The organism is Jiella flava (genome assembly GCF_017349315.1).
Classification (GTDB): Bacteria; Pseudomonadota; Alphaproteobacteria; order Rhizobiales; family Rhizobiaceae; genus Jiella; species Jiella flava.
On the sequence record NZ_JAFMPP010000018.1, the window covers coordinates 1 to 13,709 of the forward strand.

General features: G+C 64.0%; 13 protein-coding genes and 1 pseudogene. 7 read left to right on the forward strand and 7 right to left on the reverse strand.

Annotated features, from left to right (window positions below; all coding sequences use genetic code 11):
* Nucleotides 1-398: 398 nt before the first annotated feature.
* The 4 genes from queC to J1C48_RS16490 all read right to left on the reverse strand — a co-directional run bounded on the left by queC (nt 399) and on the right by J1C48_RS16490 (nt 2,590).
* On the reverse strand, nt 399-1,112 hold the full coding sequence (gene queC / locus J1C48_RS16475) for a 7-cyano-7-deazaguanine synthase QueC (RefSeq protein WP_207259101.1): 714 nt from the start codon (nt 1,110-1,112) through the stop codon (nt 399-401).
* Between the two features lie 3 nt (nt 1,113-1,115).
* The gene (queD, locus tag J1C48_RS16480) at nt 1,116-1,469 is read right to left on the reverse strand and encodes a 6-carboxytetrahydropterin synthase QueD (protein WP_207259102.1); all 354 of its coding nucleotides are present in this window, start codon (nt 1,467-1,469) and stop codon (nt 1,116-1,118) included.
* Nucleotides 1,466-2,101, reverse strand: coding sequence for a 7-carboxy-7-deazaguanine synthase (gene queE / locus J1C48_RS16485; RefSeq protein ID WP_207259103.1), 636 nt, complete (start codon nt 2,099-2,101; stop codon nt 1,466-1,468). The genes queD and queE overlap by 4 nt, the downstream gene beginning before the upstream one ends.
* A 111-nt stretch (nt 2,102-2,212) precedes the next feature.
* A complete protein-coding gene (locus J1C48_RS16490) occupies nt 2,213-2,590 on the reverse strand; it encodes a YigZ family protein (protein ID WP_207259104.1) in 378 nt (125 codons plus the stop codon).
* 680 nt (nt 2,591-3,270) lie between these two features.
* Between J1C48_RS16490 and polA the strand changes: the two genes are divergently transcribed.
* The 7 genes and pseudogenes from polA (at nt 3,271) to J1C48_RS19295 (ending at nt 11,948) form a co-directional block, all read left to right on the forward strand.
* A complete protein-coding gene (gene polA, locus J1C48_RS16495; protein ID WP_207259105.1) occupies nt 3,271-6,210 on the forward strand; it encodes a DNA polymerase I in 2,940 nt (979 codons plus the stop codon).
* Between the two features lie 306 nt (nt 6,211-6,516).
* Nucleotides 6,517-7,773, forward strand: coding sequence for a PAS domain-containing protein (locus J1C48_RS16500; protein ID WP_207259106.1), 1,257 nt, complete (start codon nt 6,517-6,519; stop codon nt 7,771-7,773).
* Between the two features lie 49 nt (nt 7,774-7,822).
* The gene (gene pyrF, locus J1C48_RS16505; protein ID WP_207259107.1) at nt 7,823-8,527 is read left to right on the forward strand and encodes an orotidine-5'-phosphate decarboxylase; all 705 of its coding nucleotides are present in this window, start codon (nt 7,823-7,825) and stop codon (nt 8,525-8,527) included.
* A 37-nt stretch (nt 8,528-8,564) separates the two neighbouring features.
* The gene (locus J1C48_RS16510; protein ID WP_207259108.1) at nt 8,565-8,858 is read left to right on the forward strand and encodes a DUF1330 domain-containing protein; all 294 of its coding nucleotides are present in this window, start codon (nt 8,565-8,567) and stop codon (nt 8,856-8,858) included.
* A 190-nt stretch (nt 8,859-9,048) separates the two neighbouring features.
* Nucleotides 9,049-9,429 (forward strand): hypothetical protein, encoded by a 381-nt coding sequence (locus J1C48_RS16515; protein WP_207259109.1) that lies wholly within the window; start codon nt 9,049-9,051, stop codon nt 9,427-9,429.
* A gap of 308 nt (nt 9,430-9,737) precedes the next feature.
* Nucleotides 9,738-11,142, forward strand: a pseudogene (locus J1C48_RS19190) (polyhydroxyalkanoate depolymerase).
* The gene (locus tag J1C48_RS19295; RefSeq protein WP_425523517.1) at nt 11,139-11,948 is read left to right on the forward strand and encodes a hypothetical protein; all 810 of its coding nucleotides are present in this window, start codon (nt 11,139-11,141) and stop codon (nt 11,946-11,948) included. Before J1C48_RS19190 ends, J1C48_RS19295 begins: the two are co-directional and overlap by 4 nt.
* A 98-nt stretch (nt 11,949-12,046) precedes the next feature.
* Here the strand turns inward: J1C48_RS19295 and trmD are convergent, their stop codons facing one another.
* From trmD to rimM, 3 genes are read right to left on the reverse strand one after another with little or no spacing between them, the layout of a single operon-like run.
* Nucleotides 12,047-12,751 carry a tRNA (guanosine(37)-N1)-methyltransferase TrmD gene (gene trmD / locus J1C48_RS16525; protein WP_207259111.1) on the reverse strand — a complete coding sequence of 235 codons (705 nt, stop codon included), beginning with the start codon at nt 12,749-12,751 and terminating at the stop codon, nt 12,047-12,049.
* Between the two features lie 4 nt (nt 12,752-12,755).
* Nucleotides 12,756-13,058, reverse strand: coding sequence for a putative quinol monooxygenase (locus J1C48_RS16530; protein ID WP_207259112.1), 303 nt, complete (start codon nt 13,056-13,058; stop codon nt 12,756-12,758).
* The gene (gene rimM / locus J1C48_RS16535) at nt 13,058-13,657 is read right to left on the reverse strand and encodes a ribosome maturation factor RimM (RefSeq protein WP_207259113.1); all 600 of its coding nucleotides are present in this window, start codon (nt 13,655-13,657) and stop codon (nt 13,058-13,060) included. The genes J1C48_RS16530 and rimM overlap by 1 nt, the downstream gene beginning before the upstream one ends.
* Nucleotides 13,658-13,709 lie beyond the last annotated feature (52 nt).

Consider the following 13,709-nt stretch of genomic DNA (forward strand, 5'->3'; position numbering starts at 1 on the left):
CCCCTGGATTCAGACTTCACGCCCGATGCTCTAGATCAATCCGGTGCCGTATCTGGTCGAGGCCGCGACGCCGACGCGGGATTATATGGCCAATCGGCGACGACTTCACGCTTTTGCCGCTCCCACCGCGCTTCTGTTTCGATCCTTCCGAGGCATCCCGGGCTGGAGAAGCCGACGTCGCAGGTTTTTGACCACAGCTCCCACAACTTAGCGCACATCACGCCATAACTCGGTGCGCGCCGGATCGTCCGACCGGAGAACGGCATTGAATCCAGCTCCTTAGAAACCGCCTCTCGCAGAACTTGGTGCGCGTCGACACAAGGCCGGCGCGCAATCAAGTGGATCCTCGGCTCTACGGCCGAGGATCCAGGCCAACGCCGGTCACCGGACGCCGTCTCTCAGCCTTCATCCCTTGCCGCAACATAACGATCCCAGCCGGTGGCGCGAAGCTCGCAGGCGGGGCAGCTGCCGCAGCCGTAGCCCCAAGAGTGGCGATGGGTGCGATCGCCGGCGTAGCAGGTGTGGGTGGCCTCGCGGATCAGATCGACCAGCGCGGAGCCGCCGAGGGTGTCGGCGAGCTGCCAGGTGGCGGCCTTGTCGATCCACATCAGCGGCGTGTCGATGACGAAGCGCGATTCCATGCCGAGATTGAGGGCGAGCTGCATCGCCTTGATCGTGTCGTCGCGACAATCGGGATAGCCGGAAAAGTCGGTCTCGCAAACGCCGGTGACGAGGTGCTTCAAGCCACGGCGATAGGCGAGCGCGCCGGCAAAGCCGAGGAACAGAAGATTGCGACCGGGCACGAAGGTGTTGGGCAGGCCATTGTCCTGCATCGCGATGGCGGTCTCGGCGGTCAGCGCCGTGTCGCTGATCTGGCCAAGGACGCGCATGTCGATCAGGTGGTCGGCGCCAAGACGGCCGGCCCATTGCGGAAAGTCGGCACGGATCGTGCCCAGAATCTGCGGCCGGACATCGAGCTCGACCCGATGGCGCTGACCATAGTCGAAGCCGATCGTCTCGACGGTCTCGAACCGCTCGAGCGCAAAGGCCAGGCAGGTGGTGGAATCCTGCCCGCCGGAAAACAGCACCAAGGCGCCCCCCGCTTCCCCCATCGCTCAGCCCTCGTATTCGGCCCAGGACATCGGCGTTTCGAACACCTTCACCGATGCCAGCTGCGGCAGCTTCGGCCGGGTCCGCTCGAAAATCCAGACCGCGATATGCTCCGCCGTCGGATTTTCGAGCCCTTCGATCTCGTTGAGGCAATGATGATCGAGCTGCGCCAGCAGCGGCCCGAAGGCCGCTTCAACGTCGAAGAAGTCGATCACGAAGCCGGTCGCCGAATCGACCTCGCCTTCGAGGGTCAATTCGATCCGATAGGAATGGCCGTGCATGCGAAAACAGCGGTGGGTTTCGGGCACATGCGGCAGACGATGGGCTGCCTCGAAGGTGAAGGCCTGAGTAATCTTCATCGTATTCCCAACATCTTGTGTGTCTGGAGGGTGAGCCGCCAGCGCGGATGGTCAAGACAATAAGCCACCGCCGCCGCGGTGTTCTCTAAGACTGCCGACCCATCCATCGGCTGCAGAAGGAAATGGCGAAAGGCAAGATCGATGAAGCGCTCGGGCTCGGCGCCGGCCTGCGGATAGACCAGCTTCAGCTCGTCGCCGCCGGTCACCGCCAGCGGCGCGCCCGCCTTGGGACTGACACAGAGCCAGTCGATGCCGGCAGGCGGCGCGATCGTACCGTTGGTTTCGACGGCGATTTCAAAGCCTTGAGCGTGCAGCGCCGCAATCAGCGCCGCATCGACCTGCAACAGCGGCTCGCCGCCGGTGAGAACCACCAGCCGCGCGTCTGTCGCGTCGCCGGCAAAGCAATCGGCGATCGCCGCCGCCAAGGCCTCGCCCGTGCCGAACCGGCCGCCGCCGGTGCCGTCCATGCCGACGAAATCGGTATCGCAGAATTGACAAATCGCGCCTGCCCGGTCCCGTTCGCGGCCGGACCACAGATTACACCCGGCAAAGCGGCAGAACACCGCCGCGCGGCCGGCATTCCGCCCCTCGCCCTGCAGCGTGTAGAAGATTTCCTTGACCGCGTAAGACATCGATTCCTGCGGCTTTCCTGCCGTGTTTTGCGGCGGCGCTACGCCAACTGGGCGCCGGGGTCAATCGCAACGCGGGATCGACAACGCGGCGGATGCGCGATCCCGCGCGGCTCAACCGCCCTGCCCGGCTTTCGCCGCCGCGCATTGGTCGAGATAGATCCGCACCGCGTCCTGGACGTGGCGAAAGCGATCGCCGCCGAGAGGCTTGCCGCCGTACCAGCGGGTAACGACGACGAGATGGCCGGTCAGCTGCTCGCGCTCCAGCATGCGCAGGATCACCATGCCGGCGCCACTCTCGCCGTCGTCGTTCTTTACCGGTCCGTCGGCGGTGATCAGCGCCCAGGAGTGATGCGTGGCCTTGGCGAATTTCTTGCGGCTCTTGCGCAGCGCCTCGACCATCGCCTTGGCTTCGGCCTCGCGGTTACACGGGCCACCCGAAACGGCATATTTCGATCCACGATCGGCGATGACGTTGTCGAGAATTTGCATGATCGGGCGGTGAAAACTCTTGTCGTTGCGGGGCCACAAGCCCGGCCGTCGAGGCCGGCCGCAGGAATAGAGCGCCCTGCATCCGATCGGACGCAGAACGGACGCTCTCACTCTTTGAATTGACGCATCGTCCTTTGCCGAAAATCGATTCCGATGTTCGGGTCGATGCTGTAGCGCATCACTTCTCGGATCGAAAGCATCGCGGCAAGACCGCACGCGCGTCGGCAATACCCTCCGGACAAACGAAGAGAGCCGTCACGGCCTGGAGGGGGATACGCCGTGACGACTCTCTTGCACTTCCGATGGCGCCGGTCCTGGAGAGGGGGGAAGAGGATCCAGGCGCCGAATTTCGGCTCTAAAGCGGGGGACGTGCCTTGGCCGAACACGACGCTGTCGTGCGTCGTTGCCAATGATAATGCGACTCGCACCGGCGGAAATCAAGCTTGGCGCAAGGCGGGCACACTCACATCGACGTGAACTGTGGATCAACCCCAAAGTGACCACGGATTGGACTTCGATGCAACGCTGCACCCCCCGGCATTTGCGCAGAAATTTCAGGGCGTGACTTTTTCACAACATTTTCACCGCACCGCAATTCGACCGGATCCTGGCCCGTCCGCCCGACCGCTTCCGGCACAAGGCAATGGACAGCTTGCCGGGGTCGGGATACCACCCTCGTCATGAAACAAGGCGATCACCTCTTCCTCGTCGACGGCTCGGCTTACATCTTCCGGGCCTACCACGCTTTGCCGCCGCTGACGCGCAAGTCAGACGGCCTGCCCGTCGGTGCCGTCTCGGGCTTTTGCAACATGCTGTGGAAGCTCGTCGAGGAATCGCGCGACACCTCCCTCGGCGCGGTGCCGACCCATTTCGCGGTGATCTTCGACCACTCGTCGACGACGTTTCGCAACGAGCTCTATGATCAGTACAAGGCCAACCGGACCGCGCCGCCGGAGGATCTCGTCCCGCAATTTGCCCTGATCCGCGAGGCGGTACGCGCCTTCGACCTGCCCTGCATCGAGAAACAGGGCTACGAGGCGGACGATCTGATCGCGACCTACACCAAAGAGGCCGTCGCAGCCGGTGGCGCGGTCACCATCGTCTCGTCCGACAAGGACCTGATGCAGCTCGTCGGTCCGAACGTCATTCTCTACGATCAGATGAAGGACAAGCGGCTCGGCCCGGAGGAGGTCAAGGAGAAGTTCGGGGTCTATCCGGACAAGATGATCGACCTGCAGGCCTTGGTCGGCGACACGTCGGACAATGTGCCAGGCGTGCCGGGCATCGGCCCCAAAACCGCCGCCCAGTTGCTCGAAGACTATGGCGACCTCGAAACGCTGCTCGAACGCGCCGGCGAGATCAAGCAGGCCAAGCGCAAACAGAATCTCATCGATTTTGCCGACCAAGCCCGCCTGTCGAAAAGGCTGGTGACCCTCGACGAGAACACGCCGCTCGACACGCCGCTCGCCGATCTCTTCCTGCACGAGCCGGACGGCGAAAAGCTGATCGCCTTCTTGAAGGCGATGGAGTTCACCACGCTCACCCGCCGCGTCGCCGCGGCTCTGGACGTCTCGGCGAGCGACGTCGAGACCGCCGCGATTGCGGTCGACGGCCCGGCTCGCGGCCCCGATCTCGATGCCGCCGAAGCGGACCCGGCCACCGCCGAAAGCAGCGGCGATGGCGACGCACGCCTCACCCTCACCCCGCAAAATTTGGTCGACGCGCGGCGCGCCGAGGCGGCGGATGCGATATTCGACCGCTCGGCCTATCTGACCCTCCGCGACGCGGCGGACCTCGAAGCCTTTTTGAAAGAGGCCGAAGAAACCGGCATTCTCGCCTTCGATACCGAGACCGACACACTGTCGGCGATGAACGGCAATCTCGTCGGCGTCTCCTTCGCCACGGCGCCGGGCCGCGCCGCCTACGTGCCGCTCGCCCATATCGCGCCGAGCGGTGAGGCGGATCTTTTGTCGGAAAAATCGCTGGAAGAGGAGATCGGCCCACAGATCCCGCTCGAGGCGGCGCTGAAGATCCTGAAGCCGGTGCTCGAGGATCCGGCGATCCTCAAGGTCGGCCAGAACACCAAATACGACTACCTCGTCATGCTGCGCCACGACATCACCGTCGCGCCCTTCGACGATACGCTTTTGATCTCCTATGCCCTCGACGCCTCCGCCTCGCTCGCCGGACACGGCATGGATGAACTGTCCGAGCGCCATCTCGGCCATAAGCCGATCAGCTTCAAGGAGCTGTGCGGCAGCGGGCGGAATGCCAGGCCGATCGCGGCCTGCGAGATCGCCAAAGTCACCGAATACGCCGCAGAGGATGCCGACGTCACGCTGCGGCTCTGGCGCGTTTTGAAGCCGCGCTTGACCGCCGAGGGCCTTGCCGCAGTCTATGAGCGGCTGGAGCGCCCCCTCGTGCCCGTTCTGGCCCGGATGGAACACCATGGCATCATGGTCGACCGGCAGATCCTGTCGCGCCTGTCCGGCCGCTTTGCACAGAAGCAGGGGGCGATCGAAGCCGAAATTGCCGATCTCGCCGGCGAGGAATTCAATCCCGGCTCCCCCAAGCAGCTCGGCGAAATCCTGTTCGGCAAGCTCGGCCTGCCCGGCGGCAAGAAGACCAAGAGCGGCCAGTGGTCGACCGACGTGAAGGTGCTGGAAGAACTCGCCGCCGAGGGCCACGAACTGCCGGCGAAGATCGTCGACTGGCGCCAGCTGACCAAGCTGAAAGGCACCTATACGGACAGCTTGCCGAACCATATGGACGCGGCAGGCCGGATCCACACCTCCTATTCCATGGCGTCGACCACCACCGGACGGCTGTCGTCTTCGGAGCCCAACCTGCAGAACATCCCGGTGCGCACCGAGGAAGGCCGGGCGATCCGCACCGCCTTCGTCGCGCCAAAGGGCACCAAACTCGTTTCCGCCGATTATAGCCAGATCGAGCTGCGCATCCTCGCCCATATCGCCGATATCGCCCCGCTGAAGCAGGCATTTCAGGACGGCCTCGACATCCACGCCATGACGGCATCGGAAATGTTCGGCCTGCCGGTCAAGGGCATGGACCCGATGGTTCGCCGGCGCGCCAAGGCGATCAATTTCGGCATCATCTACGGCATTTCGGCCTTCGGCCTCGCCAATCAGTTGGCGATCCCGCGCGAAGAGGCCGGCCAGTATATCAAGCGCTATTTCGAGCGCTTCCCGGGCATCCGCGACTACATGGACGCGACCAAGGCGTTTGCCAAGGAACACGGCTATGTCGAAACGCTGTTTGGCCGGCGCGCCCATTATCCAGACATCAGGGCGTCCAATCCCTCCCTCAGAGCCTTCAACGAGCGCGCCGCGATCAATGCCCCGATCCAGGGAACGGCGGCCGACATCATTCGCCGTGCGATGATTCGTATGGAAGAGGCTCTGGCCGAAACCGGACTGTCAGCAAAAATGCTGCTTCAGGTGCATGATGAATTGGTCTTCGAAGTGCCGGATGAGGAAGTCGAAGCGACCCTGCCCCTGGTGCAGCGCGTCATGTCGGACGCCGCCCGGCCCCGCGTCATATTGTCCGTACCACTTGAGGTCGAGGCAAAATCGGCAGACAACTGGGAGGCCGCCCATTGAGGCGAATGACCCGGGCGCCCTCCGCAAGAATCAGTTGTTTCCAGTCATCGGTGGCTGGCAAGACGTTCATCATGGTGCAATGTCATTGGTAAATACATATATTCATGAGCGTTTTGAAAATCGCATTATGACGCATGAGGCTTGAAAACTTCGCGCCTGATCCGATTTGAAAGGCTGGCGCCTCCTGCATTTCCAGCAAGCGAGATGGTTGATCTCGGCAACGAACGGCTCGAAGGCGGGAATCATTCGAATCAGTCAGTGACGGCTCGGCACGGCCAGCGCGCAGAGTCCCTTCAGCGAGGTGATATGGACAAACGCGAGGACGAACGTCCCGAATCGTTCGGCGTCCCGACGAACATCACCACGGCGGCTCTGGCGAAGCTGCCGCTCGCGCTCGTCTTGACGAATCCCCATATCGAAGACAACCCGATCATCTACGCCAACACCGCCTTCGCCGAAATCACCGGCTATGCGCCTGCGGCCACTATCGGGCGGAATTGCAGGTTTTTGCAAGGTGACGAGACCGATCCGGAGCACGCCCGACAAATCGGCGATGCGCTGCGCCAAGAGCGCGACATCTCGATCGACATTCTGAATTATCGCGCCGACGGCACCAAGTTCATCAATCGACTGATGATCACGCCGCTCTACGATGAAAACGACCGCCTGCAGTGCTTCCTCGGCGTCCAACGCGATATGAGCGAGGGCGCTTCGGCCACCAACAGCAGGACCGACGGCCAGGCAGCGCCGATCGACGCCACCCTCGGCGAGATTCAGCACCGGGTGAAGAACCATCTGTCGATGATCGTCGGCATGATCCGCATGCAGGCGCGGGCCGAGACCAGCAAGGAAAGCTTCACGGCTCTGGCGCGCCGGATCGAGAGCCTGCAACTGCTCTATCAGGAGATGACCGAGTCCGGCGTCGGCTCGTCGCGCTCGGAGAATGTGCCGCTCGGCGCCTATGTCAGCCGCATCGCCGCCACCATCGGTCATCTCGACGGACGACGCTCGGTGCGCATCAATGTCGATTGCGATGCGATCGACATGAAGGTCGACCGTGCGGCCCGCATCGGCCTGTTGTTCTCGGAACTTTTGACCAATGCGTTGAAACACGCCTTTGACGGGCGTGAGGCCGGGCTGGTCGAGGCGCGGCTGAAGATGCTCTCCTCAGGTGTCATTCGGCTGACGGTGACCGACGACGGGATCGGCCTGCCGGATGACAGCAACTGGCCCTATAGCGGTCGCCAGCCCGTTCCGCTGGACGAACGCGAGATCCAGCGGATCACACAGGATGCGCAAGTCGCCGAGAGCGCCCCGAACGAAGCCCGGCAGCTCGCCGATTCGATGGGCTTGTCGCGCCACGCAGACGCCGAGGGCGGCGATGCCGGCAGCGAGATCGTCGAGACCGGTGATCAGGCCAAGCGCCGTCAGAAGAGCCGGGAAAGTGAAGGCGGCCTTGGCGGCCGGATCACGGTCTCGCTGGTGCGTGGTCTCGACGCGGAAATCGACGTGAATTCGATGACCACCGGCACCACGGTCACGGTCGACATCCCTCCCGAATGATGCCATCACCGCCCAGTAAATTTGATTGAAGGCGCGTCAGGAGAAGAGCTTGAACCGGGAGGATGCGCGTGAACGCTTGATCGTCGGCCTGGATGTCGGAAGCCGAGACGACGCCATCCGGATCGTCGAGACGTTGGGCGAGACCGTCGGGTTCTACAAGATCGGCTATCAGCTTGCGCTGGCCGGTGGCTTGCCGCTGGTCGGGGATCTGTCCCGAGCCGGCAAGCGGGTGTTTCTCGACCTGAAGCTGCTCGACATTTCGAACACGGTCGAGAAGGGCGTTGAAAGCGCGCTGCAGCTTGGCGCCGCGATGTTGACCATCCACGCCTACCCGCATGCGATGCGAGCCGCGGTCAAAGCCGCCGAGGGCAGCCCCCTCACCCTTCTCGGCGTCACCGTCATGACCTCGCTCGATGCGGCCGATCTCGAAGCCAGCGGCTATCGTCTCTCGGTCGCCGAGCTTGTCGCAATGCGGGTCCGGCAGGCGCGCGATATCGGCATGGGCGGCGTCGTCGCGGCGGCTGCGGAAGCGGCGGCGATTCGCCAAGCCATCGGCCCACAGATGGCGATCGTCACGCCGGGCATCCGCCCCGCCGGCAGTCCCGCCGGCGACCAGAAGCGCGTGGCGACACCGGCCGAAGCGCTCCGCGATGGCGCCTCGCATCTCGTCGTCGCCCGGCCGATCGTCGCAGCCGCCGATCCGGCCGCCGCCGCGGTCGCGATCCTCGACGACATGGCGACGGCGCTGAGCTGAGCTGAGGCTGCACCGGCAAGAGGATGAGGAGACGATCATGGCAAAGGGATATTGGATCGCGCGCGTCGATGTCCGCGACCCAGAGGGCTATAAGGCCTATGTCGCAACCGCAAAGCCGGCATTCGAGGCCCATGGAGCGAAGTTTCTGGTGCGCGGAGGCGAATTGACCTTGCTTGAAGGAGCTGCCCGCGGGCGCAATGTCGTCATCGAATTCGACAGCGTCGAGACCGCCCGCGCCTGCTACGACAGCGTCGATTATCAAAAGGCGAAGGCGATCCGAGAAGAGGTTGCCGAGGCGGATATCATCATCATCGAGGGCTATGCCAGCTGATCGGCCGCCCAAGCCATTGCAGCCCAAGGCTCCGCGCCCGGGCCGCGCGGCATTCAAGGGCATGGCGCCCAAAGGCTACCGCATCCGCATGATGGAACCAGGGGAAGCGGCCGACCTTCTGCGACTTCGCCATCTCGGACGCGGTGCATCCCTCGGCGCCTTGACCGGCACGACCGATCTTGCCGCCTTCGTGCCCTATCTCGTCAGCCACGAGATTTTCGTCGTCGACACCAAGGTCAGCGGCGCGGCCGTCGCCTTCGCCGCCGCCGCGGCGCGGCTCGACATCTATCTTCTGCGCGAAATCCGGGTTGCTCCCGCTCTGAGGCACGACACCGTCGTCGGCGCCGCGCTGCTCAACGCTGTGACGCAAAGAGCACGCTGGTTTCATCATCGTGCATTGGTGGTTGCAGCCGATATCGACTCAAACGCCGCTTCGGCCTTTGATGGGATTCATGGTTTTGTGAAGGTTTCGCGACAGGATAGTCCGGCAGACTTGATCGACACGCTTGGCGGCGAAGCGATCGGCGATGAAGCGCCCATCAGCGAAGAGATTCGCGTGAAGTGGCTTTGACGCCAGAACGGCCAGGTAATCCGGTGGAACCCGGCGATAACATTGAGCGCAGCTTGGGGGAGAGGCCGTCGAGCGCCCGGTCGAAGAGCTGATGCTGCGATGCCCATGGGAGGGAAAGCGCAAGTCGCATCCCGAAAAAGCCACACCGCCTGCGGGCGCGCCATCGGCCGCACCGCAAGCCGCGGCCCATTCTCACGGATGGCTCTTCGCCTCCCGCGGCGCAGGTTCGCGACCGGCGAGGTTTGAGGCCGGAATTTGTGCATTGCAGCAAAGATTGCTATATTCGATACAAACGGAAGGCAAATGCGATGTTGTATCAGCTATATGAGTGGAATCATGCCGCGCTGACGCCGTTCCGCGCCGTGGCTGACGCCACGCGGCTATTCTACCAAAATCCGCTCAATCCGCTCTCGCACACGACGGCCGGCCGCTCCTTCGCGGCTGCAGCAGAATTGTTCGAGCGCACCACCCGGGTCTATGGCAAGCCGGAGTTCGGGCTCCACGAAACCGCCATTCGCGGCCAGCGGGTTCCCGTGGTCGATAAGCCGGTGTGGCGCAAGCCGTTCTGCGATCTTCTGCATTTCGAGCGCGAACTGCCCCGGGGCCACGGCCAGGATCCGCGCATCCTCGTCGTCGCACCGATGTCGGGCCATTATGCGACGCTTCTGCGCGGCACCGTCGAAGCGCTGCTGCCCTATGCCGACGTCTATATCTCCGACTGGAAGGATGCGCGCACGGTGCCGCTGTCGAAGGGCAGCTTCGACCTCGACGATTATGTCGACTACGTCGTCGAGATGCTGCGCTTCCTTGGTCCCGACACCCATGTGATCGGCGTTTGCCAACCGGCGGTGCCCGTGCTGATGGCGACGGCGGTGATGGAAAAGGCCGGCGATCCGTGCGCGCCTGCGACGATGACGTTGATGGGCGGCCCGATCGACACCCGCATCAATCCGACGGCGGTCAACAAGCTCGCCGAAGAGAACGGCATCGAGTGGTTCCGCGAGAATGTCGTGATGGCGGTGCCCTTCCCGCATGCCGGCTTCATGCGCCAAGTCTATCCCGGCTTCCTGCAGCTCACCGGCTTCATGTCGATGAATCTCGACCGGCACTTCATCGCCCACAAGGATTTCTTCTGGCATCTCGTCAAGGATGACGGCGACTCGGCGGAAAAGCACCGTGAATTCTACGATGAATACAACGCCGTGATGGATCTGACCGCTGAGTTTTATCTGCAAACGGTCGAGGAAGTCTTCATCAAGCACTCGCTGCCGAAGGGCGACATTTGCCATCACGGCGAGCGGGTCGACCTCACGGCCATCCGCAACACCGCGTTGCTGACTGTCGAGGGCGAAAACGACGACATTTCCGGCGTCGGCCAAACCGAAGCGGCGCAGGATCTGTGCGTCAACATCCCCGGCGACAAGCGTGTCCACTATGTCCAGCCGAAGGTCGGCCATTACGGCGTCTTCAACGGTTCGCGCTTCCGCGCCGAGATCTGCCCGCGCATCGTCGACTTCGCCCTCACCCACGGCACCACCCATAGCGGCGCCTCGGCCAAGCCACGGGCCGGCGACGAAGTGCGAGAGCCGCGCCGGATCGGCGCCTATGCCGAACGCGCCGCCAAGGCAGGGACGCTCGGCCGATCGCTGTCGACGTCGGGTGAGAGCGGCTTCGGCGCCGCAGCGGGCCTCAAAAGCTTCGACGCGGCGATGAAGGCGATAACCGCGCCGGCCAAGGCGATGATGTCGGGCGCCATGGATGCGGCGAGCTATCCGTTCGGCTCCTTTGCCGGCAGCAACAATGCCGGTTTCTCCTCGCCCCGAATCGCCCCAATGCCGGAGACGGTGCAAGCCAACGGTGCCGCAGATGAGCCGGTGGCAAACCAGCCCGCCGCACCCACCGCCGAGATTTCACCACCGATCGACGAGACGCCGCAGCAAGCCAATGCTCTGACGGCGGCCGCACCGGAGGTGAAGGCCCCGAAGATCGAGGCGCCGCAGGCAAAGACTGCTGTCGCCGAGAAACAGAAGCCGGCCAAGACGGGGGCCACGGCAACAGCGGCTCCGCCCGCCGAACCAAGCGCGGCCAGGCCTGCCCCAACGCCGGCGCCCGCCAAGGCTGCGAAGGCCGCCAAGGCTGACCCGTTCCTGCTCGCGACCAAGGCAACCGCGAAACCGCGACCGACGGCAACGGCCAGCTCTTCCGCCTCTGCCAGGTCCAAACCCCCTGTCAAGAAAACTGCGGCCCCATCAAAGACCGCATCAGCCGCCCCGGCCAAGACCGAGGCCAAGGCTTCGGCGAGGGCGGCCGGTCCGGATGACGACCTTTTCACACAGCGCGATGCCAAGCCGGCGGCAAGCCTGCAACCGGCCAAGGCAGAGGCGGAGGCAGAGGTGAAAACTGCCGCTGATGCGACGCCCACCAAGTCGGCGACCGCCCCCTCTCGGCGCGGGTCGCGCACTCACAGCGCACCGCGCACCAAGAAGACGCCCCCCGCCGGTCGCGGCCGCCGGCGCTGATGGCAGCCGGTCAAAGCAGGAAGACACAACCCGTTACCGGGTTTTTCGACAACCCCCGGTGACGGGTCTTCTCAGCGCCTTTGCGCCTTTGCCGTTGATCAGCGCTCTTTGTCAGTTTCGGGCACGGCCAGAAGATCCGGCCGTCGCTCACGCGTCAGCCGCTCGGCCTCGGCAAGCCGCCAGCGCTCGACGGCGCCATGATCCCCGGAGGTCAGCACCGGCGGAATGCGTCGCCCCTCCCATTCGGCCGGACGGGTGTAATGGGGATGCTCCAACAGCGGTCGTTCAAAACTTTCATGGACGCCGGACTGGTCATTGCCCATGACGCCCGGCAGCAAACGGATCACCGCGTCGAGCAGCACCGTCGCGGCGATCTCGCCGCCGGACAGGACATAGTCCCCGATCGAAATCTCGCACAGGCCCCGCGCCTCGATGATCCGCTCGTCGATCCCCTCGAAACGTCCGCAGACGATCACCGCACCCTCGCCCGCCGCCAGCTCGCGCACGAAGCGCTGCGTCAGCGGTCGCCCGCGCGGGCTCATCAACAGCTTCGGTCGCCTGTCGCCATCGGGCGCCGCCGCGTCGATCGCCGCGGCCAAAACATCGGCACGCAGCACCATGCCCGCCCCACCGCCGGCCGGTGTATCGTCGACGGCGCGATGCTTGCCAATGCCGAAATCACGGATCTGCCGCGTCTCGATCGTCGCGTCACCCCGCTCCAACGCCCGTCCGGAGAGCGAAACACCGAGCGGTCCCGGAAACATCTCCGGATAAAGCGTCAAGATCGTCGCCCGAAAGCTCATCGGATCAAGCGAGCAACTCGGCCCGGCCGGCCTCGGTGATCTTCAGGTCGCGATCAAGGATCGTCACCGCCGACAGCGCGCCATGCCAGTCAGCGATGTGGGCCGAGCGGCCATGGGCTTGGAGCGTCTCGCGGCTCTCCCACTCCTCATAGATGCGCACCAGCCCGGGTTCGAGCAGATCCTCGGCGAAGCTGTAGACGAGGCACCCAGCTTCGGCCCGCGTCGCGGTGAGAACGGCGGTCGCCGCCCCCCGAACCTTGGCGAGGTCTTCAGGACTGAGCCGCAAAATGCCGGATACGATCACCATCAGTCTTTCTCCCGCTCTGGCTGGACGTCGGCCTTGGCCCCGTCGTTGTCTTCGCCCTCATCATCATCTTCATCGCCGTCGCCGTCGCCGTCGATCAATCCCGCCGCCAGCGGTTCGACGATGATGATGCCGGCGTCGAGATCGATGTTGGGAACAGCGGCTTCGGAAAACGGGATCATCACCGTCGCAGCCCCCTCCCGTGCGATCTCCAAGATGTCGCCGGCGCCGAAATTGTGAACGCCGACGATAGAGCCGATCGCGTCGCCGGCGGTCGAACGTGCCTCGAGGCCTTCAAGATCATCGAGATAGAACTCGTCGTCGTCCTCGGTCTGCGGCAACAGCGATCGGTCGACGAACAGCTCGGTGCCGTTCAGCCGTTCGGCATGATTACGGTCCGCGACCTCGGCAAAGCGGACGAGCAGCATGGCTTTTTGTGGCCGGGCAGCCTTCACCGTGTAGCGGTTGCCCTTGGCGTCGAACAACGGGCCGTAGCGTCCGAGGGCTTCGGGATTGTCGGTGAAGGAGCGCACCCGGCATTCGCCGCGAATGCCATGAGCGCCGCCGATGACGGCGAGGAGGACAGGGTTTTTCGGGGTCACGTGGGGCTTCGGCTCTCGATGCGTCAGACGATGGCACGGACCGGCAGTTAGC